This is a genomic window from Kitasatospora sp. NPDC002551, from assembly GCF_040296005.1.
GTDB lineage: Bacteria > Actinomycetota > Actinomycetes > Streptomycetales > Streptomycetaceae > Kitasatospora.
In genome coordinates, this window is record NZ_JBEOWI010000008.1 from 118,031 (window position 1) to 140,691 (window position 22,661).

Sequence of the window (22,661 nt, forward strand, 5' to 3'; positions counted from 1 at the left end):
GTTCCTCGGCGAGGGTGGTCACGAGCGTCCTCCGGTGGCGACGGCGGTGGCGGTGCGGGCGCGCAGGCCCCGGGCGAGCGCCCGGGCGCGCTGGAGCGGGGTGGGCGGCGGGGTGCGGTCGGCGCCGCGGGCGAAGTAGCGCTCGACGTAGTACTGGCCGATCGACAGCACGGTGGTGAGCAGCACGTACCAGACGGTGGCGACCATCAGCATCGGCACCACCCGGCCGGTGCGGCCGTACACCACCTGCACCTGGTAGAAGAGCTCGCCGATGGCCATCACGTAGACCACCGAGGTGCCCTTGAACAGCGAGATCACCTCGTTGGCGGCGGACGGCAGGATGCCCCGCATGGCCTGCGGCAGGACGATCCGCCAGGCCTGGCGCCAGCGCGGCACGCCGAGGGCGGCGGCGGCCTCGCGCTGGCCGGGGTCCACGGCGATCACCCCGCCGCGGATGATCTCGGCGGCGAACGCGGCCTGGTGCAGCCCGAGGCCGAGCACCGCCGCGCCGAGCGCGCCCAGCACGCCGACCGTCTCGAACTCGCCGAAGGTCGGGCCGAACGGGATGCCGAAGCCGAACCGCTTGTAGAGGTAGGAGAGGTTGAACCAGAAGACCAGCTGGACGATCAGCGGGATCGAGCGGAACACCCAGACGTAGCCCCAGGCGACGGTCTGCAGGATGAGGCTGCGGGACAACCGCATCGCGGCCACCACGGCGCCGAGCAGAAAGCCCAGCACGGTGCCGTAGGCGGTGAGTTCGACGGTCCGGCCGACCGCCCGCAGGATGGTGTCGGCGGAGAAGAACACCCGGAAGGTCGCCCAGTCCCAGCCGGGGTTGGTGGCCAGGCCGTGGGCGAACTGGGCCAGTACGACGACGGTGGCGAGGCCGGCCGCCCAGCGCCAGGGGTGCCGGGTGCGGATGGTGCGCAGCCCGGCCAGCTCGCCGAGGTCGAGCGGGGCGGCCGCGCCGGCGGTGTCGGCGGCTCCGGGTCTGCCGCCGGGTTTCGCGAGGGGTTCGGTGGTGGTGGCGGTGCTCATGGGGGACTCCTCCCAAGGGGCCCTGGACAGGGGGTCACTTGTGCTCGGGCGGGCTGATCTGCGACTCCTTGACGGCCGAGTCCGTCACCCCCCACTTCTTGAGGATCCGCTCGTACGTGCCGTCCTTGATCAGCTCGTTGACGGCGGCCTGGAAGGCAGGGGCGAGCGGGGAGCCCTTCTTGAACGCGAAGCCGACGTCGAGGCGGTGGAACTCGCCGAGGAACCGGGTGCCGGAGGCCTCCTGGGCCGCCTGGTAGCGCAGGCCGTTGATGGTGGACATCACGACGTCCACCCGGCCCTGCTGGAGGCTGGTCAGCGTGGCGCCGCTGTCGCTGAACGCCTTGACCTCGTAGGGCTTCTTCCCGGCGTCGGTGCAGACGTTCTTCTTCGCGTTGAGCGTGGTCTCGAAGGTGGTGCCGGCGCCGGTGCCGATGGTCAGCCCGCAGAGCTGGAGCAGGTCGGTGATCGGCTGGACGGAGGTGTTGTCCTTCTTGACCGCGAAGCCCTGGCCGTCGTCGATGTAGGTGACGAAGTCGATCGTCTTCAACCGGGCCTCGGTGACCCCGAAGTTGCCGGTGCCGACGTCGTACTTGCCGCTGCCGAGCGCGGGCAGGATGGTCTCGAAGGCCGCCTCCTCGCGCTGCACGGTCAGGCCGAGCACCCTGGTCACCGCGTCGGCGAAGTCGATGTCCAGGCCGGCCGCCTTCTTGGTGGCCTGGTCGGCGTAGAAGGCGGAGGGCGGGGTGCCGATCGAGGAGCCGAACTTGACCGTGCCGGCGGCGCGGACGTCGGCGGGCAGCAGCGCGGCGGCGGTGTCCGACTTCTTCACGCCGGAGACGAGGTCCTCGGCGGCGGCGGAGACGGCCTGCTGTCCGGGGCCCGCCGCCGCCGGCTTCGGGTCCGAGCCGCACGCGGCCAGCGCCAGGACCGGCAGCAGGGCGGTGGCCGCGAGCAGGCGGCGGCGGACGGTGGTGGTTCTCACGGGTACGGGTGCCTTTCGGGGTGGGGCAGATCGGCGTGCATCAGGGGAGGTGCTTCTCGAACGGCAGCGGGCCGATGGTCAGCGGGTCGGCGGTGACGTCGAACAGCGCGGTGTAGCCGTTGGCCAGGTAGAGCCCCCTGGCCTCGGGCTGGAGCGGGCCGGTGGTGAGGAAGATCCGGCGGTAGCCGGCCGCGACGGCGGCCCGCTCCAGTTCGGCCAGCACCCGGGTGGCCAGGCCCCGGCGGCGGTGCGCCGAGTGCGTCCACATCCGCTTCACCTCGGCCGTCCGCGCGTCGTAGCGCTTGTACGCGCCGCCGGCCACCGGCTCGCCGTCCTCCAGCAGGAGCAGCAGGACGCCACCGTGCGACTCGGCCCAGCTGTCCGCCGGGTAGCGGGTCATCTCCTGGTGCGCCTCGGGGCCGTAGCGGCGGACGTACTCCTCGGTGAGCTCGCGCACCAGCGGCTCGGCGAGCGGGTCGTCGATGCGCACCCGGCGGACCTCGACGTCCAGGGCCGGGGCGCCGGCCGGGCCCGTCACGCCTGGACCGCGATCAGCTGGTGCCGGTCGCGCTCGGCCCGCTCCGCCCCGGCGGCCTCGGCGGCGGCCTTCGCGGCGTCCCGCTTGGCGACCTCCTCGCGGACGATCGGGATCACGTACCGGCCGAAGTCGATCGCGTCGTCGACCAGGTGGTAGCCGCGCGCGGAGAGGATGTCCACGCCCAGGTCGTAGTAGTCGAGCAGCGCCTGGGCGACCGTCTCGGGGGTGCCGACCAGCGCGTTGGAGTTCCCCGCCCCGCCGGTGGCGGCGGCGGTCGGCGTCCACAGCGCCCGGTCGTAGCGCTCGCCGGCCTCGGCGATCTCCAGCAGGCGCTGGGATCCCGTGTTCTCGGGTGTCGCAGCCTCGGGGGCGGCGCCGGCCGGGCGGCCGCGGCGGATCAGCTCGCCGCCCTCCCGGCGCGCCCGGATCGCGTCCACCGTCCGGTGCGCCTTCTCCCAGGCCAGCTCCTCGGTCGGCGCGATGATCGGCCGGAACGCCACCTGGATCCGCGGCACGTCGTCGCGCCCGGCGGCCTTCGCCGCCTCCTTCACCCGCTCGATCTGCTCGGCGGTGCGGGCCAGCGGCTCGCCCCAGAGGCAGAAGATGTCCGCCTCGGCGCCGCCGGCCGCGTACGCCGCCGCCGAGGAGCCGCCGAAGGAGACGCCCGGGCGCGGCTGCTGCACGGGGAAGACGTCGGAGACGAAGTCGTTGAAGCGGTAGTGCGCGCCCTCGTGGTCGAAGGGCTCCCGGCTGGTCCAGGCCTTCTTGACGATCCCGATGTACTCCCGGGTCCGGGCGTACCGCTCGTCCTTGGTGAGGAAGTCGCCCTCGCGCCGCTGCTCGTGGTCGCTGCCGCCGGTGATGAAGTGGACGGTGAGCCGGCCCCGGCTGATCCGGTCCAGGGTGGCGAAGGTCTTCGCGGCGAAGGTCGGGTAGGAGACGTTCGGGCGGTGGGCGAGCAGGATCTGCAGCGTGTCGAGGTGCGAGGCCAGGAAAGCGGCGGCGGGCGCCGGGTCCGGGGCGCCGGAGCCGTAGGCGAACAGCACCCGGTCCCAGCCGTGGTCCTCGTGGGCGCGGGCCAGCCGCAGGGTGTAGTCGCGGTCGAACGCGGCGGTGGTCCTCGCGGCGGTCTCCGTACCGTCGGCGGTGGCGGCGATGCCGAGGAATTCGACGGGCATGGTGGCGGAACCTTTCGGGTCGTGCGCAGTCCGGTGGGCTGCGGGTGGGCAGGCCGGAGAAAGCCCTGGCGGTGAGGCGGGCCGGGCCGTGGTGCGGTGAGGGCGGCGGGCACGTGACGGCCCGCGGGCGGACGGGGCGACTGCCGGAGCGCAGCGCGGTGCGGAGGAGGAAAAGGGGGGCGGCGGCAGCGCGCCGATGACGAACCGTCAGAAGGCGACGGCTCTCCCGGCCCGGGACGGGGCACCGAGGGAGGTCCCTGCGAGGGAGGACGGGGCCGGGCGGACGGCCCGCTGCCGGGTCAGCCGCGACACGCCGCGGACCACACCCGACCGAAGTCGATGTGGTCGCGGGTGACCAGGGGCTGCTCGGCGTACATGGCCTCAAGTTGAGCAGCGAACCGCGCACGGCGTCAACCACCCTCCATTACCGCTCTGTTGCGATCTCCTGTCGCCGTGCGAAGCGTTCCGCGGCCGGGCCCGGAGACCGTTCCCCACCCTTGACACCGGCCGATCGCTCACGCGTACGATCGCGGCCGGAGTGCAGTGCACCGCCGGCCGTGTTGAGGGACGCGGGCCGGCCGCAACGGCCGTACGTGACCACGCCGTACCCCGCCCCGTGCGCCCGCCCGCGCGCATCTCCGCCCTCCCGCCTGGAGCCTGAGCATGGCCACCCCGCCGGACGTCCTGCCCGCCCCCGCCCGCCCCCTCGCCGAGTCCGCCACCCCTCCGCCCGCGACCGCCCCCGGGACCGTTCCCGACGCCGCGGCCGCCACCGCGCGGATCGTCCCGCGCCGCCGCCCCGGCCAGTGGGTCTCCGCCGCCGTCGCCCTGCTGCTCTTCGCGATGGTGGTCAACTCGCTCGCCCGCAACAAGGCGTTCCAGTGGGACGTGGTCGCCGACTGGTTCACCGCCGCCTCGGTGATGAACGGCCTCACCCTGACCCTGTGGCTGACCGCCGTCACCCTCGGCCTCGGCTTCCTGCTCGGCACCGTCCTCGCCACCATGCGGCTGTCCGCCAACCCGGTGCTGCGCACGCTCAGCTGGGTCTACATCTGGATCTTCCGCTCCACCCCGGCCCTGGTGCAGCTGCTGCTGTTCTTCAACATCGGCGCCCTCTACCCGACGCTCGGCCTCGGCATCCCGTTCGGCCCGGAGTTCCTCACCGTCCGCACCGTCAACCTGTTCGGCCCCACCCTCACCGCCGTCGTGGGCCTGACCCTGCTGGAGGCCGCGTACGCCGCCGAGGTGGTGCGCGGCGGCATCCTCTCCGTCGACCGGGGCCAGCTGGAGGCCGCCTCCGCGCTCGGCATCGGCCGGTGGCGGGTGATGCGCCGGATCGTCGTCCCGCAGGCGATGCGCTCGATCGTGCCGACCGCCGGCAACATGCTGATCAGCGCGCTCAAGGGGACCAGCATCATCAGCGTGCTGGCCGTCTCCGACCTGCTCTACTCGGTCCAGCTGGTCTACCTGCAGTCCTACCAGGTCATCCCGATGCTGATGGTCGCCACCATCTGGTACATCGTGATCACCACGGTGCTGTCGATCGGGCAGTACTACGTCGAGCGGCACTACGCGAAGGGCGCCACCCGCGAGGGGCTGCCGCCCACCCCGCTGCAGAAGGCCCGCGCCGGGTACCGGCGGCTGCGCGCCGCCGCCGGTACCCCGGCCGAGGGGGTGGCCCGGTGAGCGCCGTCCTGGTCATCGTCGGCGCCGGGCCGCGCGGCACCGGCGTGCTGGAGCGGATCGCCGCCAACGCGCCCGAACTGCTGCCCGCGGACCGGCCGCTGCACATCCACCTGGTCGACCCGCACCCGCCCGGCGGCGGCCGGATCTGGCGCCACGAGCAGTCCCCGCTGCTGCGGATGAACTCGATGGCCGAGGACGTCACGATGTTCACCGACGAGCGCTCCACCATCGACGGACCGGTGCGCCCCGGCCCCTCGCTCGCCGAATGGGCCGCCGACCCGCGGGCCTTCGCGCCCTACCGGGAGAGCGCCGACCCGGACGTCCGGGCCGAGCTGCGCACCCTCGCGCCCACCGACTTCCCCACCCGGCGGGCCCAGAGCGCCTACCTGGACTGGGTGTTCCGGCGCGCCGTCGCCGACCTGCCGCCGCACGTCACGGTCACCGTCCACCGGGACACCGCGCACCGCGTCGAGGGCCCGGCCGACGGGCCGCAGCAGGTCCACCTCACCGACCGGGTGCTCACCGCCGACCACGTCGTGCTCACCCTCGGCCACCTCGACGCCGCCCCCGACCCCCGGTACGCCGCCGACGCCGCCTTCGCCGCCCGGCACGACCGCTTCCACCTGCCGCCCGCCTACTCCGCCGACGCGGCCGGCGACCTCGACCGGATCGCCCCCGGCGAGCACACCGTGCTGCGCGGCTTCGGGCTGGCCTTCGTCGACCTGGTCTCCCTGCTCACCGAGGGCCGGGGCGGGCGCTTCGAGCCGGACGGCGCGGGCGGCCTGGTCTACCACCCCTCCGGCCGCGAGCCCGTCCTGCACGTCGGCTCGCGGCGCGGCGTCCCCTACCACTCCAAGACCTCCTACCGCCTCCAGGGCCCGCGCCCGCCGCTCCCCCGCTTCTTCGACGCCGCCGCCGTCGACGCCCTGCTCGACCGGCCGGGCCCGCTCGAACTGCGGCGCGACGCCTGGCCGCTGATGGCCAAGGACATCGGCTTCGGCCACTACCACGAGCTGTTCCACGCCCACCCGGAGCGCACCGCGCTGCCCTGGCCGGAGTTCCTGGCCGGCTACGACGCCCACCCCTGGGCGTCCCCGGAGCTGCGCGCCCTGGTCGAACGGGCCGTCCCCGACCCGGCCGACCGGCTGGACCCGGAACGCCTCGACTTCCCGCTCGCCGGCCTCGAACTCGGCTCCACCGAGGAGCTCCAGCACCACCTGCGCCGCTACGTCACCGAGGACGCCGACCGCCGCGCCGACCCCGCCCACAGCGCCGACCTCGGCGCCTTCCTCGCCCTGCTCTCGCTCTTCGGCCAGCTGCCCCGGCTGCTCGGCTCCGGCCGGCTCACCGCCCGCTCGGTGGCCGAGGAGGTCGACGAGTGGTTCTTCGGCTACTTCAGCTACCTCGCCTCCGGCCCGCCCGGCTTCCGGCTGCGCCAGCTGCTCGCGCTCTCCGAGGCCGGGGTGGTCCGCTTCCTCGGCGCGGGCATCCGGGTCGACCGGGACGAGCCCACCGGAACCTGGCGGGCCTCCGGCGCCACCGTGCCCGGCCACACCGTCACCGCCACCGCGCTGGTCGAGGCGTACCTGCCCAAGCACGCGCTGACCCGCACCCGCGACCCGCTGCTGCGCGACCTGTACCGCACCGGGCGGATCACCGAGGAGGTCGTCGCCGACCCGGAGTACACCCACCGCTCGGGCCTGCTCACCATCCGCCCCGGGGACAGCCGGGTCCTCGACCCGGCCCTCGACCCCACCCTCGACGGCGGCGCGCACCCGCGCCGCACCGCCCTCGGCCCGCACACCAGCCTGCGCGCGGCCGCCGCCTTCGCCCGCCCCCGTACCGACTCGCCCGGCTTCCGCCAGAACGACGCGGCCGCCCGCGCCCTGCTGTGCGCGCTCGCCCGCGCGGACTCGGCGGTTCCGGTCTAGGAGCCGCCTCCTGGATCCTCGCCGGGGCCGCGTCACGGCCCGTAGATCTCCTCCACCAGGTCCTCGGCCGTGACGTGGTCCGGTGCGGCGAGGATCCAGTCGCCGATCTGCTTCACCCCGGTGCCGCGCTCCAGCGTGGTCAGGCAGGCGTTGGCCTCCCGGTCGGAGGCGAAGTCCCAGGCCAGCAGGCGGCGGATCAGCACCAGCGCCTCGCCCGGGTGCATCCGCGGCCGCCGGCCGGGCCGGCTCCGCCCGGCCGGGGCCGCCGCCAGCCGCTGCTGGTAGCCGGAGAGGTCGTGCCAGGCCTGGACGGTGGCCGGGTGCTGCTCGCCGAGCGCCCGGGCGAGGTCCGGCAGCAGGGTGCGCAGCTGGAGCACCGCGCCGTCCAGGTCGCCCCGGTTCGCCGTGTACACCGCCAGGTCGTGCCGCGCCTTGAGCACCCGCGGGTCGTGGCCGCCCCAGGCGGTCTGCAGGTCCGGCAGCAACTGGACGAGCCGGCGCAGCGCGCTGACCGTCTCGCCGCTCTCGCCGATGCACCACACCAGGTGGTAGCGGGCGGCGAGGGTGTCCGGGTCGGTCCCGCCGAGGGCGAGCCGCATGTCCTCGGTGACCGTGGAGAGCAGCCGGATCGCGCCGTCGAGGTCGCCGGCCCGGCTCAGGAACCAGGTGAAGTCCCGCCAGGCGGTGAGGGTCTCGCGGTCGGTGGCGCCGAGTGCGGCCACGGCCTCCTGGGCCACCGCCTGGAGCTGCACGGCGGACTCGCCGGCCGTCGCCGCCCGGAACGCGGCGCTGCGGCGCGCGCGCAGGGCGGCCCGGACGGCCTCCTGCGGCGGGGGCAACGGGGGTGCGGCGGGCGGGGCCGGCGCGGGTGCGGGCGCGGGTACGGGCGGTCCTGCGGTCACCGGCGGGGTGGTCAGCGGCGGCAGCACCGGTCCGACGGACAGCGCCGTCGGCGTCGGCGGCCCCGCCGTACGCCCCGCCGTCATCCCCGCCGTCCGCCCCTCCTCCAGCTCCGCCAGCCGCCGCTCCACCGCCCGGGCGTCCGGCGGGCGCCCGGACGGGTCCTTGGCGAGCAGCTCCGCGACCAGTCCGGCCAGCTCCGCCGGCAGCCCGAACGGCGCCGGGTCCAGCACCGGCGGCGGCTCGTTGAGGTGCTGGTACATCAGCACCGGCGTCGAGTCCCCGCCGAACGGCCTTGCCCCGGTGCACAGTTCCACCAGCACGCAGCCGAACGCGTAGAGGTCCGCCCGGCCGTCCACCCGGCCCCCGGTCCAGCGCTCCGGCGCCATGTACGCCGGGCTGCCGATCACCGTCCCGGTGGTGGTCAGCCCGCCCGCCCCGGTGTCGAGCTGCGCGATGCCGAAGTCCAGCACCTTCGCCGCCCCGGCGTCGGTGACCATGATGTTGTCGGGCTTGATGTCCCGGTGCACCATCCCCGCGTCGTGCGCGGCGGCCAGCGCCGAGCAGATCTGCCGCCCCCAGCGCAGGCTGAGCACCGGGTCCGCCGGGCCCTCGCGGAGCACGGCGGTCAGGGTGCGCCCGGTGAGCAGCTCCATCACCAGGTACGTCACCCGCCGGCCGGCCAGCTCGCCCTCTCCGAGGTCGTGCACGGTGACGATGTGCGGGTGGGAGAGGTTCCCGGCCGCGCACGCCTCCCGGACGAACCGCAGCGCCGCCTTCTGCTGGTCCTCGCCGTGGTGGTTGATGACCTTGACCGCCACCGGCCGCCGCATCCGGGTGTCGAAGGCCCGCCACACCACGCCGAAGCCGCCCTGCCCCAGCCGTTCGACCAGCTGGTACCGCCCGTCGAGCACGTCGCCGACCATCGCCCGCCCACCCCCGGCCCATCCGGCCCCATCGAAGCACCTGAACTCTATCCACGCCGCCGATCCCGCCAACCTCCCCCTTCTCCGCCCTGCCGTCCCCGGGCCCCCGGGTGCGAGGATGAGATCAGGCGCCGCGACGAGGCGGCGGCCCCACGCACAGCCGAGGAGCGCAGTCATGGCCAAGCAGGCCCCGCAGAGCGACCCGGCGCAGGACGCTCCCCAGGTGTCCGCGCGCCAGCACGCGGCAGCCGGGCTGCCCGCCGTCGGCCACAGCCTGCGGATGGCCACCGAGCAGATGGGCGCCCGCCGCACCCTGAGCACCCTGCTCAAGGTCAACCAGCCCGACGGCTTCGACTGCCCCGGCTGCGCCTGGCCGGAGCCGGGGAAGACGCACACCGCCGAGTTCTGCGAGAACGGCGCCAAGGCCGTCGCCGAGGAGGCCACCGAGCGCCGGATCCGCGCCGAGTTCTTCGCCGCCCACCCCGTCGCCGAACTGGCCGAGCGCTCCGGCTACTGGCTCGGCCAGCAGGGCCGGCTCACCCAGCCGATGCTCCTCGACGAGGGCGCCACCCACTACGCGCCGATCTCCTGGGACGACGCCTTCGCGCTGATCGCCGAGGAACTGCGCGCCCTGGACACCCCGGACGGCGCCGCGTTCTACACCTCGGGCCGGACCAGCAACGAGGCCGCGTTCGCCTACCAGCTGTTCGCCCGCCGGCTCGGCACCAACAACCTGCCGGACTGCTCCAACATGTGCCACGAGTCCTCCGGCTCGGCGCTCACCGAGACGCTCGGCGTCGGCAAGGGCAGCGTCAGCCTCAAGGACCTCTACCAGGCCGATCTGATCATCGTCGCGGGCCAGAACCCCGGCACCAACCACCCCCGGATGCTCTCCGCCCTGGAGCGCGCCAAGCGCGCCGGGGCCACCATCGTCAGCGTCAACCCGCTGCCCGAGGCCGGGCTGGAGCGCTTCAAGAACCCGCAGCAGGCGCGCGGCCTGGTCGGCCACGGCACCAAGCTGACCGACCTCTTCCTGCAGATCAGGCTCGGCGGCGACCTCGCCCTGTTCCGCGCCCTCAACCAGCTGATCGTCGAGCAGGACGCCGTCGACCACGCCTTCGTCGCCGAGCACTGCCACGGCTTCGAGGAGTTCGCCGCCGAGGCCCGCACCACCTCCCGCGAGGAGGTGCTCACCGCCACCGGCCTGCCGTGGTCTCAGATCGAGGAGCTGGCCCGGCTCACCGTCGCCTCGAAGAAGGTCATCGTCTGCTGGGCGATGGGCCTCACCCAGCACAAGCACGCCGTGCCGACCATCCGCGAGGTGGTCAACTTCCTGCTGCTGCGCGGCAACGTCGGCCGCCCGGGCGCGGGCGTCTGCCCGGTGCGCGGGCACAGCAACGTCCAGGGCGACCGGACGATGGGCATCTTCGAACGCCCCACCGCCGCGTTCCTGGACGCCCTCGGGCGCGAGTTCTCCTTCGAACCGCCGCGCGAGCACGGCCTGGACTCCGTCGACACCATCCGCGCCATGCGCGACGGCCGGATCGGCGTGTTCTTCGCGATGGGCGGCAACTTCGTCGCCGCCACCCCGGACACCGAGGTCACCGAGGCGGCGATGCGCCGCTGCCGGCTGACCGTGCACGTCTCCACCAAGCTCAACCGGTCCCATGTGATCACCGGCGCCCGGGCCCTGATCCTGCCCACCCTCGGCCGCACCGACCGGGACGTCACCGCGCTCGGCGCCCAGTTCGTCAGCGTCGAGGACTCGATGGGCCAGGTCCACTCCTCGCGCGGCGGCCTGCGCCCGCCGGCCCCCGGCCTGCTCTCGGAGACCGCCATCGTCTGCCGGCTCGCCCGGGCGGTGCTCGGGCCGCAGGACACCGTGCCGTGGGAGGACTTCGCCGCCGACTACGACACCCTGCGCGACCGGATCGCCCGGGTCGTCCCCGGGTTCGAGGACTACAACGACAAGGTCCGCCGGCCCGGCGGCTTCACCCTCCCGCACGGCCCGCGCGACACCCGCACCTTCCCCACCGCCACCGGCAAGGCCAACTTCACGGTCAACCCGCTCACGGCCCCCGAGGTCCCGGAAGGCCGCCTCCTCCTTCAGACCCTCCGTTCCCACGACCAGTACAACACCACCATCTACGGCCTGGACGACCGCTACCGCGGCATCAAGGGCGGGCGGCGGGTCGTCCTGGTCGACCCGGCGGACGCCATCGAACTGGGGGTCGCCGACGGCCAGTACGTCGACCTGGTCAGCGAGTGGAAGGACGGCGTGGAGCGCCGAGCCCCCCACTTCCGCGTCGTCCACTACCCGGTCGCCCGCGGCGGCGCGGCGGCGTACTACCCCGAGACCAACGTCCTGGTCCCGCTGGACTCCACCGCCGACGTCAGCAACACGCCCACGTCGAAGGCCGTGGTGATCCGCTTCGAGCCCGACAGCGGCGCCGATGCCTGACCCGACGCCTGACCGGATGCCTGACCCGACGGTCCTCCACCCGATGCCGGAGCAGCCCCGCGTGGTGCTGCTCCGGCCGCTGGTGACCTCCCCGCTCATCGAGGTCGGGGAGTTCACGTACTACGACGACCCGGACGACCCCACCGCGTTCGAGACCCGCAACGTGCTGTACCACTACGGCCCGGAGCGGCTGGTCATCGGCAAGTACTGCGCCCTGGGCACCGGCGTGCGGTTCATCATGAACGGCGCCAACCACCGCACGGACGGCCCGTCCACCTTCCCGTTCCCCATCATGGGCGGCGCCTGGGCCGGCCACTTCGACCTGCTCACCGGCCTCCCCAACCGCGGCGACACGGTGGTCGGCCACGACGTCTGGCTCGGCAACGGCGTGACCGTGATGCCGGGCGTCCACATCGGCCACGGCGCCATCATCGCCACCGGCTCCGTGGTCACCACCGACATCCCCGCCTACACCATCGCCGGCGGCAACCCCGCCCGCGTCATCCGCCCCCGCTACGACGAGGCGGACATCACCCGCCTCCTCACCGTCGCCTGGTGGAACTGGCCCACCGACCACATCACCGCCCACGTGCGGACGATCATGTCCGGCACCGTAGAGGCTTTGGAGGCCGCCGCCCCGGAGTAGGAACTCACCGCTGCCCGAGCGGGCAGGGCGGGGGCGTCTCCGAGGTGGGGTTGTGGGTGCGGGGGCAGGAGACGGCGGCGAGGGAGCGCAGTTGCCGGGTGGGGGTCCAGTACATCCACACGACATCGTGGGGGTAGGCGGCGAGGAAGGCGCGGGCGTGGTCGAGCCGGAGCGTCCGGGAGAGGTCGGTGTCCAGGGCGGGGGCGTCGGCAAGCCGCTTGCCAAGCCAGTCCAGGGCGCTCGCCGGGTCGTCGGTGGTGAGGCTGATCCGGTCGGCCGGCTTGGCGAGCCAGTGCATCACCTCCAGAGGCGGAACCGGACTGTTCCAGGCCGGCCGCCTGCCGTTCTGAGGTTCGGGCGGCCGCCGTTCGACGTCCTCGGGCCGCTTTCCGCCCGCCCAGGCGTAGCAGTGCCAGTGGAGCCCGGTCCTGTGCCAGTGATCCATGCGCGCCTACCCTTGGTGGATGGGTCGGCCCCGCCCCCAATTGGCGTGGGGGCGGGGCCGGTTCGTTCCGGGTGTGTCAGACCGCCGTGTCGAACCGCGCCGGGTCGATGCCCGCCGCCGCCAGTTCGGCCGTGCTGAAGCGCAGTTCCACGCCCGGACGCTTGGTGTCACCCATCACCCACAGTCCGCCCACGACGCCGGGCACCTCCCGCAGGGTCGCGCAGGTCTCGTGCTCCGACTGCGGGTTGCCCCCGCACGCCCGGTACACGGCCACCCCGGCCGGAACCTCGATCTCGTACAGGTCGATGTGCTTCGACACTTCCACCTCCCGTGAATCGACGGGAGCCACAGCGGTTCCCGTCGAGCGGCCACCAACCTAGAGGCGTGGAGTCGGCACTACGAGGCGGTTTCCTGTTCCCTCAAGAAGTCGTCCCGGATGCCTTCGACCAGGCTGCGCATAGCTTCCCCGGCCAAGGCTCCGGCCATAAATCCGTCGAACTTTCGAATATAGGCCTCGACGTCCCGCGGATCGGTGACCGTTATCTCGGCGTGAACGGTCTCGACCGTGACCATGCGGTCGTCCCGGATGACGAAGGAGTGCGCCGGCACGTCGGACTGTCGCACGTCGAGCGGTACGACCCGAACGTCCACATGGGACATCCGGGAGGCGGAAACGATGCGGTCCAACTGCGCGGCCATCATGGCCGCCGGAACGAGACGCCATCGCAGGACGGGCTCGGTGATCACGAGTCGCAGAATCTTGGTGGTGTCGTAGAGAGTCGACTGCCGTGCCAATCGCGCTGCTACTGCGCGCGACAACTGATCCTCACCGAGCCCCTTCCGCCCGAACACCGCCCGAACGTATTCCGGGGTCTGCAGCAATCCGGGGACGATGGAGGGCTGGAACAGCCGAATCAGCCCGGTCGACTCGTCCAATGCCTTGATCTGCTGTTGCTTCCGATGGTGACCGAGTCGGCGGACCAGACGCCATGCCGTGGTCTCGGTGGCCTCCGCCCGTGCGACGGCCATGTATTCGGCCTTGACCTCGTCCGATACTCCTATGGCGGTGAGGATGCGCTCCACATCCACGACGGTGGGAGCCACCTTGCCGGTCTCGATCTTGCTCAGCTTGCTCGCAGACATGACGGCGCCACGGGCGACGGCCTTGGCCTCCTTGCCGGAAGCCTGCCGAAGCGCCCGCAGCGCCGCGCCGAGCTGTGTTCTGTTCACGCGCCGTGCCGGGCCCACCATTCCGGGAACGGCACGGAGTGTGCCATCGCGGTGTCGCGGTACGCCCTGAACTCATCGAGCCGTGCGGTGTCGGGGAAGTCGGCGCCGAGGTACTTGCCGTGGCCGTCGTAGTTCATCGCGGCCACGGTCTCATCGTCGAAGAGCCAGAAGTCAGGTGCCTGCGGGACGGGGTTCTCCTGGTCGGTGGTGTCCAGGATGAAGAACTCCTCTCCGGCCGCCATGTTGCGGTGATACCCCCACGCGAGTTCGAAGCGGAGGTAGTCGGTGAGCGGGCGCGAGAGGACGTGGACCCGGTACATGCGCTTCCCCGAACGGGTGGCCTCGGCCACCGTCCCGACCCAGCCGGCGGTCCGGTAGTCCTCCGGCTGCTCCTCCCCGGCGAGGAAGGCGTGAAAGGCGTCCACCCCACCGGACTGGCTGTAGTCGTCGAGCGTCTCCAGCCGGAACGCCGTCTGTTCGAACGCCGAGAACCAGTCCCCCAGGGTCCTAGATGAGGTTGTCACGGACGGCCTTTCGGATGAGTTCGACAGGGATCTCGACCAATGACTCGTGAGCCGGAATCCGGAGACCGTGCGGTGATCCGATCCCCCTGAACAGCGAGGGTGCCACGATCCGTCAGGTACAACGTCGGGCAGTCTCCGTCATCACATGAACCTACAATCCGCGTCAGCTCCACTGCCGCCTCCTCGGTGGCCCGGTGTCACGACAATGGTCCCGAGACCCCAGACCGGCCGACAAGAGGTTGCCGTTTCCAACACTGGAAACCACCCCACCTCTGAACCGGTGCCCCTCGCTCGGGCCGAGCGAGGGGCACCGGGGTCAGGCGCGGTGGTCGAGTTCGCCGGCCTTGATGGCGTTGAGGAGGCCAGCGAAGGTCTCCAGGTCGGCACGAAGGACGACGTGGCCGTCGTCGGACTCACGGATCTCTACCGTGCACCGATCCGCTGTACGGACCTCGATACACGCATTACTCGACCCGGAGTAGCTGGACTTCTGCCATATGGGGCTACCCATGCTTGCGCACTACCTCACTCTTGACGGAACGGATGAAGTCTCGCGACTCCCCCTCCGACAGAGCTACCGAGGCCACACTGGCCAGCACCTCACGATAGTTCGACAGATCGGAAGGGGTATCGAAGAGCGGACAACCGAAGCTGATGTCGATCTGCACGGTGTCCAGCTCGGGGACCGGCCCCTCGGCATAGACGAAGTTCTCACTGGGGCCAGGTAGCGCTTCAACATCGAACGGCACGACGCGGATGGAGACTACCGGGTCCTCCGAGTCATCAACGAGGACTTCGAGCTGGTCGGCAAGCACCTTCGGTCCGCTGAACTGCATGCGCAATGCCGCTTCGTGGATGAATGCCGTGTAGGGCGTTGCGCCTGATCGAACGGCCTGCTGCCGCTGCAGCCTGAATGCCATCCTGAGGTCGACATCGGCCGATGGCAGCGGCGGAACAGCACGGGCGAACACCGATGCCGCGTACGCGGGCGTCTGGAGCAGCCCGGGAAGAAAAGTGATCGAGTAGGTGGAAACCCTTCGGGCATGCCCCTCGATCGCCGCAACGTCCAGCAGGTCGGTCGCAAGGCCGTCGCCGTACGCCTCCCACCAACCGGCGTCCGGCTGCTTGATCATGTCCGCGAGCGCATCGACCAAAGGCTTGTTGGTGCAGACGCAGGCGGCTGCGATCTCTCGCAGCCGCTCCACGCTGACGGCCGACTTGCCGTTCTCCATCTGAGTCACCAGAGCGGGAGTCACCCCGAGCAGGCGGGCGAGCTGGCTGCCGCCGAGGCCGGCCGCCTCTCTCATCCTCCGGAGCTCGGCGCCGAGGCGGCGTTGGCGAAGGGTTGGCTTCTGACGAAGGGCCATGGCGTCCTCTCAGGCGGTTCCGACGCCAGTGTGCCGTGCCGCCCACAACGAGAGCCACCGGGGTCCGGGTAGGCGGCCTCAAGGGGTGGAGCATCCCCCTTCAGGGGGAACTTCCCGCACATGGATTAACTTTAAGAGCCGATGCGCTATGGTCGGTCTCACAATGATCCGACGGATCGTCAGTAATGCCTGTTCGCTCGGGCAGTAGGCGCATGCTGCCCATTCGCACCGCAGAGCAGCCAGGTCCGGACTGGCCTCGTTCACGGTGACGCATCCGTCGATACTCCTCCCCTCTTGCCTCTTCCCATGGAGGTCTGCCATGCGTGCCCTCAACCCGCCCGACTGCACCACCGTCCGCGCCGAGCTCCGCTCCCTCCTCCACACCGCCGGCTGGCCGCCCGACACCATCACCGACGCCGAACTCGCCTTCCAGGAACTGTTCGTCAACGCGTGGCAGCACGGCCTCTCCCCCGCCCCCGGCGTCCTGGTCTCCCTCCTGCCGACCACCCTGCGGGTCTCGGTCTGCGACAACAGCCCCGACCTCCCCGAGCCCCCTACCCCCGCCGACCCCTACGCCCTCTCCGGGCGCGGCCTCCACCTCGTCCAGGCCCTCACCCACCGCTTCGGCGCCACCCCCACCAAGACCGGCAAGATCACCTGGTTCGAGCTGGACGCCGCCGCGTGAACGCCCCCATCACCCCTGGCGACACGTACCTGCGCACCTACACCGAGCCCGAGGCCACCGCCCTCCTGCGCGAACTCCACGAGCGCGGCAAGCCCTTCGGCATCCAGTGGGGCTCCGCCACCGTCAACGGCACCACCACCGACGGCCGCCTCCTCATCGACTTCGGCGACACCTCCCTCGCCACCCTCCTCAACCTCCTCGAACTCCTCCGCGAAACGAGCCGAAGGTGACCGCCTTCCTCATCGGCGCCGCCTTCGCCGCCCTCCTCGCCCTCGCCCTCACCACCGTGATCACCGGCGTCATCACCGCCCTCAAGATCGGCCCGCCCCCGCCGCCCATCACCCGCCACGGACGCTGGGAACTCCGCACCCTCCCAGACGGCACCCCCGAATACGCCTGGATCGCCCGCCAGGCCGGTTACTTCAGCCCCGAAACCAACCCCCACAACCACAAGCCCCACGGCCGCCACCGAACACCCCGGTAGCCACCCGGAGTGGGAAGTCGGACCGGCCGACTTCCCACTCCCCCAGCCAGACCGCCCCAGGGAATCGGCCGCGAACCGCCGTGAAGTCGTCGGCGAACCCGCCCCTCCTCGGACCTCGGAGTAGGAGGTCGAACGGGCCGACTTCCTACTCTGGTGGCCCTCGCTCCGGCCGAGCGAGGGCCACTGCGGTTCTCCGGTGGCCCCTTGCGCGCGGCAAGGGGCCACCGGGAGCAGAAACCGCGGCGTGCCTCGGAGTAGGAGGTCCGCCCTGTCGACGTCCTACTCTGGGCCCACCCCATCCGCCTGCAACGCGGGGCGGGAGGAGGTGTGGTGGAGGCGGGCTCTACGGGTGCGGACATGACGAGGCCGGGCTTCGAGAGGGTCTCGAAGCCCGGCCTCTGCGGGTCAGTTCTGGGTGGGCGAGAGGGTCCCGGAGGCGGAGGCGGAGGCGGAGGCGGAGGCGGTGCCGGAGGCGGTGCCGGAGGCCTTGGCGCTGGAGGAGCCGGTGGCGGTGGGCGAGCCGGTGCCGGTGCCGGTGGCGGTGGGCGTCGGGGTGTCGGTGGGCGTCGCCGTCGGCGTGCCGGTACCGGTCGGGGTGGAGCTCGGGGTGGAGGAGGGGGTCTCGGTCGGCGTGCCGGTCGGGGTCCCCGTGGGCGTCCCGGTCGGCGTGCCGGTGGCCGACGGGTCCGGCGTGGTGCTCGGCGTGCCGGTGGCGGACGGGTCCGGGGTGGTCGGCGCGGTGGGCGTGGACGGGTCCGTGCCCGGGGTCGGGGTCACCGGCGGCACCGGGACCACCGGGACCACCGGCGGCACGGGCGTGCCGGGGTCGACCGGCGGCTGGTTGAACGGGCTGGACGCGATCGGGGTGACCGAGTCCCAGCCGGCCGGAAGGTCCGGGACCTTCCACGCGCCGCCGGCCTCGTCGGCCGCGCCGTCCGGGTCGGGCCGCACCGCGCCGAGGATCGGGTTGGCCCCGATCGGCCCGACCTTGACGTACGAACCCGGCCGCGGCGCGTGCACGACGAGCCCGCCGCCGATGTACATCGAGACGTGCGTGGCGCCCTCGAAGTAGATGATCAGATCGCCGGGCCGCAACTGGTTGAGCGGGACGTGCTGGAGCTGCGCCCACTGCTCCTGGCTGGTGCGCGGGATCGGCTTGCCGGCGTGCAGCCAGGCCTGCGAGGTGAGCCCGGAGCAGTCGAAGACGTCCGGCCCGGCGCCGCCCCACACGTAAGGCTTGCCGAGCTGGGCGAGCGCCCAGGCGACCGCGGCGCGGCCGGCCAGCGACGGGGTGCGCTCGCCCTTGCCGAGCACGCCGCTGGCGAGGAAGGCGAGCTGGGCCTCGTCGGCCTTGGCCTTCTCGACCTGCTCCAGCTCGGCGCGCTGGGCACCGGTGAGCGAGGAGACCAGCTGCTCGACGGCGGCGAGGTCGGCGGCGACCTTGGCCTTGGCGGCGTCCTGCTGGGTGACCAGGGTCTGCGAGGTGGCGAGCGCCTCCTCGTTCTGCTTCTGCAGCCCGCTCAGCGCGTCGCGGTCGGAGGTCAGCTTGTTGAGGAACTCGTTCTGCGAGCGGCTGGCGGCGGCGAGCAGCTCGGCGATGGTGACGGCCTCGTACGGGTCCTTGGAGAGCAGCAGCTCGGCGTAGGCGGACGCGGAGCCGTTGCGGTACTGGGCGGCGGCGAGCTGGGCGGCGATGTCGGTGCCGGCGTCGACCTGCTTCTGCTGGCGCTCCAGCTTGGTCTTCAGCTCGGCGAGCGAGGCCTGCTGGGTGGCGACCCTGTCGACGGCCGCGTTGTACTGCTCGGTGGCCGCCTCGGCGCCCTGGTAGAGCGCGTGCAGCTGGTCGAGCAGCGGCCCGAGGGTGGCCTTGGCCTGGGCGAGCGGGTCACCGGCGGCGTCGGCGACCGGAGGAGCGGTGGGCGCCGTCGGGGCCGGGTCGGCCCAGGCCGCACCGGCGGCCAGCGGCAGCGACAGCGCGGCGGCCGCGAGCACGGCGCCGCAGCGCAGCGCGGCGCGGACCCAGGCCGGCCGCCTGCCTCCCGGGGTTCCGGATGCGCCCGTCGGCCGTCCGTCCGTCAGTTCCGCGCGCCGTGCCGCCCCGCCCATGGACCTCGTCCTCCCCGCCCGCCCGCGCTCCGGCGTCCCCGGACCTCCGGCTGATCCTGCCACGGGTTACTCGCCGGAAACAGACCGCGCCCGTACGGCCCGATGAATTTTTCGCCCTGCCTGTGAGGCAGCTCTCAGCAAATGGGGCGAAGCGGACGGATCTCCACTAATGTCCTGCTCAGCACGGCGGACGCCACCCATCGGAAAGGTCCCGGCAACCCCTCCGACACCGTCGGAACCTCGATTCCGATGCCAGTTCACCTTCCGTTCACCAAGCGTCCCTACCGTCGCGCACGACACCAACGTCAGTGCGACAACTACGACGATTGTTTGGGTATGGAACACATCTCGTTCCTGGTGGCCGTTGTGATCATCACCGCGCTCGCCTTCGACTTCACCAACGGGTTCCACGACACCGCCAACGCGATGGCCACCTCCATCGCGACGGGAGCCCTCCGGCCGAAGGTCGCGGTCACCATCGCGGCCCTCCTCAACTTCGCGGGCGCGTTCCTCTCCGTGAAGGTCGCCACCACCATCTCCGGCGGGATCGTCAACGAGAAGACCGGTGTCCATCCGGAGATCATCTTCGCCGCACTGGCCGGTGCCATCCTCTGGAACCTGCTGACCTGGCTGCGCGGTCTGCCGTCCAGTTCCTCGCACGCGCTCTACGGCGGCCTGATCGGCGCCACCGTGGTCGGCGTCGGCGCCAACGGCGTCAACTTCGACACCGTGGTCAGCAAGATCCTCATCCCGGCGATCGCCTCCCCGCTGGTGGCCGGCCTGGCCTCCTGGGGCGCCACCAAGCTCGCCTTCGCGATCACCCGCAAGAGCAGCGAGCAGACCGTCGGCAAGGGCTTCCGCACCGGCCAGATCTTCTCCTCCTCGCTGATCTCGCTGGCGCACGGCACCAACGACGCCCAGAAGACGATGGGCATCATCACCCTGACCCTGGTCTCGGTCGGCGCCCTGCCGAAGGGCGCGCTGCCCCCCACCTGGGTCATCGTCTCGGCCGGTGCCGCGATCGCGCTGGGCACCTACATGGGCGGCTGGCGGATCATCCGCTCGATGGGCAGCGGCCTGGCGGACATCACCCCGCGCCAGGGCTTCGCCTCCGAGTCGGCCGCCGCGACGGTCATCCTGACCTCCTCCAGCATGGGCTTCGGCCTCTCCACCACCCAGGTCTGCTCCGGCGGCATCATGGGCGCCGGCCTCGGCGGCCCGAAGGCCGAGCTGCGCTGGGGCATGGTCCGCCGCATGGTCTACACCTGGGGCCTGACCCTGCCCGCCGCCGCCACCGTGGGCGGACTCGCCGCCTACCTGGCCGAGCGGGGCAACTGGGGCGTCGTCCTGGTCGGCGCCGTCCTGGTGGCCGGCTCGGCCGCGATGTGGGTCGTCTCCCGCCGCCAGCCGGTCGGCGCGGACAACGTCAACGCCGCCTCCGACGTCACCCCGGTCGAGGCCGGCCCGGCCGCCGTGCCCACCGTCCCGAACCCCGCCTCGCCCCCCGCCTCGACCACGGTCGCGGCCTGACCGCCGCCGGCTGAGGAGCTCGAAACACCATGCACATCAAGTGGAACGCCCTGGCCCAGACCGCCGGTGTCAGCTTCGGCATCACCGTCACCGTGGTCGCCGTCTTCGCGCTCGGCATCCTGGCCCTGTCCCGCCGCGAGGCCGCGCTCACCGCGCGCCGCGAGGCGGCCGGCCCGGGCGCCCCGGCGGCCGGCGGCCGGCTGGCCCTGGCCGGCGCGTACGCCTGCTTCGCCGTCTGCGGCGCGGCCGTCCTCTACGGACTGAGCCTGATCGCCAACAAGTAGCAGCAGCCGAACGTCCGAGGGCCGGGAGCAGCGATCCGCTCCCGGCCCTCCGGCGTACCCGGCCCGGCGTGCTCAGTCCTGGCCGGTGCGCAGCACGGTCTCGCGGATGAACAGCACCGTGACGAAGGCCAGCAGCGCGAACGGCGCCGCCACCAGGAAGATCACGCCGACGCCGTGCCCGAACGCGTCGGTGACCAGCGGAACCAGTTGCGCGGGCAGCTTGTGCAGGTCGGGGATGCCGCCGCCGAGCGAGCCGCCACCGCCCGCCGGAACGCCCGCGTCGGCCAGGTTCTCGGCGAGGTAGTGCCCGACCCGGTTGGTCATCAGCGCGCCGAGCGCCGAGACGCCCATCGCGCCGCCCATGGTGCGGAAGAAGGTGACGACCGAGCTGGCCGCGCCGAGTTCCTCGCGCGGCACGGTGTTCTGGACGGCGAGCACGAGGTTCTGCATGGTCAGGCCGAGGCCCACGCCGGTGACCGCCATGTAGACGGAGAGCAGGCCGTAGTTCGTGTCGGCCCGGGCGGTGCCGAGCAGGCCGAAGCCGATGGCCAGCAGCAGCGTGCCGCTGACCAGGTAGGCCTTCCACTTGCCGTACTTGGTGATCAGCTTGCCGGCGACGGTGGAGGAGACGGCCAGGCCGAGGATCATCGGCAGGGTCATCAGGCCGGCCACCGTCGGGGACTTGTCCCGGGCGAGCTGGAAGTACTGGCTGAGGAAGGTGGTGGCCCCGTACATCCCGATGCCGACCAGGACGCTGGCCAGCGCGGCGAGGGTGACCGTCCGGTGCTGGAACAGGTGCGGCGGGATGATCGGCTCGGCCGCGCGGCGCTCGACGACGACGGCGAGCGCGCCGAGCAGCAGTCCGCCGCCGACCATGACCGCGGTCTGCCAGGAGAGCCAGGCGTAGTTCTTGCCGGCCAGGGTGATCCAGATCATCAGCAGGCTGACCGCGGCGGTGATCACCAGGGCGCCGAGGTAGTCGATCTTCACCTTGCGCTTGACCACGGGCAGCTTCAGGGTGCGCTGCAGCACCAGGATCGCGGCCAGCGCGAACGGGATGCCGACGTAGAAGCACCAGCGCCAGCCGAGCCAGGGGGTGTCGACGATGACGCCGCCGATCAGCGGGCCGCCGATGGTGGCCAGCGCGAAGACGGCGCCGAAGTAGCCGCTGTACCGGCCGCGCTCGCGCGGCGGGACCATCGCGGCCAGGCAGATCTGGGCGAGGGCGGTGACACCGCCGGCGCCGATGCCCTGGAGGGCGCGGCAGGCGATCAGCTGACCGGTGTTCTGGGAGAGGCCGGCCAGCGCGGAGGAGGCGATGTAGATCACCAGGGCGATCTGCAGCAGCAGCTTCTTGCTGGCGAGGTCGGAGAGCTTGCCCCAGATCGGGGTGGAGGCGGTGAGGGTGAGCAGGGTCGCGGTGATCACCCAGGTGTAGGCGGACTGTCCGCCGTGCAGGTCGGTGAGGATCCGCGGCAGCGCGTTGGAGACGACGGTCGACGAGAGCACGGCGACGAAGAGGCCGAGCAGCAGGCCGGAGAGCGCCTCCATCACCTGCCGGTGCGTCATCGGTTGGTCGGTCGTGGCGGCGGCTCCGGTCGAGGCAGGCGTGGTGGTGGCGGTCATCAAGGTCCTTCGGAATAGTTGCCTGAAGCAACCATAAGCGCGGATGGTTGACTTGGGCAACATTCGTCAAGAACAAGTAAAGCCCGGACCGATC

General features: G+C 72.2%; 22 protein-coding genes and 1 pseudogene. 9 read left to right on the forward strand and 14 right to left on the reverse strand.

Going from position 1 to position 22,661, the window contains the following annotated elements; genetic code table 11:
* Positions 1-18: 18 nt before the first annotated feature.
* From ABT093_RS10785 to ABT093_RS10800, 4 genes are read right to left on the reverse strand one after another with little or no spacing between them, the layout of a single operon-like run.
* A complete protein-coding gene (locus ABT093_RS10785) occupies positions 19-1,038 on the reverse strand; it encodes an amino acid ABC transporter permease (RefSeq protein WP_350562648.1) in 1,020 nt (339 codons plus the stop codon).
* 34 nt (positions 1,039-1,072) lie between these two features.
* Positions 1,073-2,020 carry an ABC transporter substrate-binding protein gene (locus ABT093_RS10790; protein WP_350562650.1) on the reverse strand — a complete coding sequence of 316 codons (948 nt, stop codon included), beginning with the start codon at positions 2,018-2,020 and terminating at the stop codon, positions 1,073-1,075.
* Between the two features lie 40 nt (positions 2,021-2,060).
* The gene (locus ABT093_RS10795) at positions 2,061-2,558 is read right to left on the reverse strand and encodes a GNAT family N-acetyltransferase (protein WP_502884189.1); all 498 of its coding nucleotides are present in this window, start codon (positions 2,556-2,558) and stop codon (positions 2,061-2,063) included.
* Positions 2,555-3,736: an LLM class flavin-dependent oxidoreductase gene (locus ABT093_RS10800; RefSeq protein WP_350562652.1), complete on the reverse strand. Its 1,182-nt coding sequence runs from the start codon at positions 3,734-3,736 to the stop codon at positions 2,555-2,557. The genes ABT093_RS10795 and ABT093_RS10800 overlap by 4 nt, the downstream gene beginning before the upstream one ends.
* A 663-nt stretch (positions 3,737-4,399) precedes the next feature.
* Here ABT093_RS10800 and ABT093_RS10805 point away from each other — a divergent pair.
* Complete coding sequence (locus ABT093_RS10805; RefSeq protein ID WP_350562654.1) at positions 4,400-5,422, forward strand: amino acid ABC transporter permease; 1,023 nt, start codon at positions 4,400-4,402, stop codon at positions 5,420-5,422.
* Positions 5,419-7,353: an FAD/NAD(P)-binding protein gene (locus ABT093_RS10810; RefSeq protein WP_350562656.1), complete on the forward strand. Its 1,935-nt coding sequence runs from the start codon at positions 5,419-5,421 to the stop codon at positions 7,351-7,353. Before ABT093_RS10805 ends, ABT093_RS10810 begins: the two co-directional genes overlap by 4 nt.
* 32 nt (positions 7,354-7,385) lie before the next feature.
* On the opposite strand, the gene ABT093_RS10815 is transcribed toward ABT093_RS10810, so the two are convergent.
* On the reverse strand, positions 7,386-9,179 hold the full coding sequence (locus tag ABT093_RS10815; RefSeq protein WP_350562658.1) for a serine/threonine-protein kinase: 1,794 nt from the start codon (positions 9,177-9,179) through the stop codon (positions 7,386-7,388).
* A 175-nt stretch (positions 9,180-9,354) separates the two neighbouring features.
* Between ABT093_RS10815 and ABT093_RS10820 the strand changes: the two genes are divergently transcribed.
* On the forward strand, positions 9,355-11,640 hold the full coding sequence (locus tag ABT093_RS10820; RefSeq protein ID WP_350562660.1) for an FdhF/YdeP family oxidoreductase: 2,286 nt from the start codon (positions 9,355-9,357) through the stop codon (positions 11,638-11,640).
* 16 nt (positions 11,641-11,656) lie between these two features.
* Complete coding sequence (locus ABT093_RS10825; protein ID WP_350562662.1) at positions 11,657-12,286, forward strand: CatB-related O-acetyltransferase; 630 nt, start codon at positions 11,657-11,659, stop codon at positions 12,284-12,286.
* A 4-nt stretch (positions 12,287-12,290) separates the two neighbouring features.
* Here ABT093_RS10825 and ABT093_RS10830 read toward each other — a convergent pair whose 3' ends face one another.
* From ABT093_RS10830 to ABT093_RS10860, 7 genes and pseudogenes are all read right to left on the reverse strand, one after another.
* Complete coding sequence (locus ABT093_RS10830; RefSeq protein ID WP_350562664.1) at positions 12,291-12,731, reverse strand: Rossmann-fold NAD(P)-binding domain-containing protein; 441 nt, start codon at positions 12,729-12,731, stop codon at positions 12,291-12,293.
* 76 nt (positions 12,732-12,807) lie between these two features.
* Entirely contained in the window at positions 12,808-13,050 is a 243-nt protein-coding gene (locus ABT093_RS10835; RefSeq protein WP_350562666.1) for a DUF397 domain-containing protein, read from the reverse strand.
* A 77-nt stretch (positions 13,051-13,127) separates the two neighbouring features.
* Complete coding sequence (locus ABT093_RS10840) at positions 13,128-13,982, reverse strand: helix-turn-helix domain-containing protein (RefSeq protein WP_350562668.1); 855 nt, start codon at positions 13,980-13,982, stop codon at positions 13,128-13,130.
* On the reverse strand, positions 13,958-14,485 hold the full coding sequence (locus ABT093_RS10845; RefSeq protein WP_350562670.1) for a DUF6879 family protein: 528 nt from the start codon (positions 14,483-14,485) through the stop codon (positions 13,958-13,960). Before ABT093_RS10845 ends, ABT093_RS10840 begins: the two co-directional genes overlap by 25 nt.
* Positions 14,469-14,658 (reverse strand): annotated as a pseudogene (locus ABT093_RS10850) (hypothetical protein). Before ABT093_RS10850 ends, ABT093_RS10845 begins: the two are co-directional and overlap by 17 nt.
* Positions 14,659-14,801: 143 nt before the next feature.
* Positions 14,802-14,996 carry a DUF397 domain-containing protein gene (locus tag ABT093_RS10855; RefSeq protein ID WP_350562672.1) on the reverse strand — a complete coding sequence of 65 codons (195 nt, stop codon included), beginning with the start codon at positions 14,994-14,996 and terminating at the stop codon, positions 14,802-14,804.
* On the reverse strand, positions 14,989-15,852 hold the full coding sequence (locus ABT093_RS10860; RefSeq protein ID WP_350562674.1) for a helix-turn-helix domain-containing protein: 864 nt from the start codon (positions 15,850-15,852) through the stop codon (positions 14,989-14,991). The genes ABT093_RS10855 and ABT093_RS10860 overlap by 8 nt, the downstream gene beginning before the upstream one ends.
* A gap of 319 nt (positions 15,853-16,171) precedes the next feature.
* On the opposite strand from ABT093_RS10860, the gene ABT093_RS10865 reads away from it, so the two are divergent.
* Genes ABT093_RS10865 through ABT093_RS10875 form a run of 3 tightly spaced genes read left to right on the forward strand, consistent with a single transcriptional unit; the run spans position 16,172 to position 17,021 of the window.
* Entirely contained in the window at positions 16,172-16,537 is a 366-nt protein-coding gene (locus tag ABT093_RS10865; RefSeq protein WP_350562676.1) for an ATP-binding protein, read from the forward strand.
* Positions 16,534-16,767 carry a hypothetical protein gene (locus ABT093_RS10870; protein ID WP_350562678.1) on the forward strand — a complete coding sequence of 78 codons (234 nt, stop codon included), beginning with the start codon at positions 16,534-16,536 and terminating at the stop codon, positions 16,765-16,767. The genes ABT093_RS10865 and ABT093_RS10870 overlap by 4 nt, the downstream gene beginning before the upstream one ends.
* Positions 16,764-17,021, forward strand: coding sequence for a hypothetical protein (locus tag ABT093_RS10875; protein ID WP_350562680.1), 258 nt, complete (start codon positions 16,764-16,766; stop codon positions 17,019-17,021). Before ABT093_RS10870 ends, ABT093_RS10875 begins: the two co-directional genes overlap by 4 nt.
* A 405-nt stretch (positions 17,022-17,426) precedes the next feature.
* On the opposite strand, the gene ABT093_RS10880 is transcribed toward ABT093_RS10875, so the two are convergent.
* Complete coding sequence (locus tag ABT093_RS10880) at positions 17,427-19,127, reverse strand: C40 family peptidase (protein ID WP_350562682.1); 1,701 nt, start codon at positions 19,125-19,127, stop codon at positions 17,427-17,429.
* 336 nt (positions 19,128-19,463) lie between these two features.
* Here ABT093_RS10880 and ABT093_RS10885 point away from each other — a divergent pair, with 336 nt between their 5' ends.
* Positions 19,464-20,657: an inorganic phosphate transporter gene (locus tag ABT093_RS10885; protein ID WP_350562684.1), complete on the forward strand. Its 1,194-nt coding sequence runs from the start codon at positions 19,464-19,466 to the stop codon at positions 20,655-20,657.
* 29 nt (positions 20,658-20,686) lie between these two features.
* On the forward strand, positions 20,687-20,941 hold the full coding sequence (locus ABT093_RS10890) for a hypothetical protein (RefSeq protein ID WP_350562686.1): 255 nt from the start codon (positions 20,687-20,689) through the stop codon (positions 20,939-20,941).
* A 72-nt stretch (positions 20,942-21,013) separates the two neighbouring features.
* Here ABT093_RS10890 and ABT093_RS10895 read toward each other — a convergent pair whose 3' ends face one another.
* On the reverse strand, positions 21,014-22,510 hold the full coding sequence (locus ABT093_RS10895; protein WP_502884194.1) for an MDR family MFS transporter: 1,497 nt from the start codon (positions 22,508-22,510) through the stop codon (positions 21,014-21,016).
* Positions 22,511-22,661 lie beyond the last annotated feature (151 nt).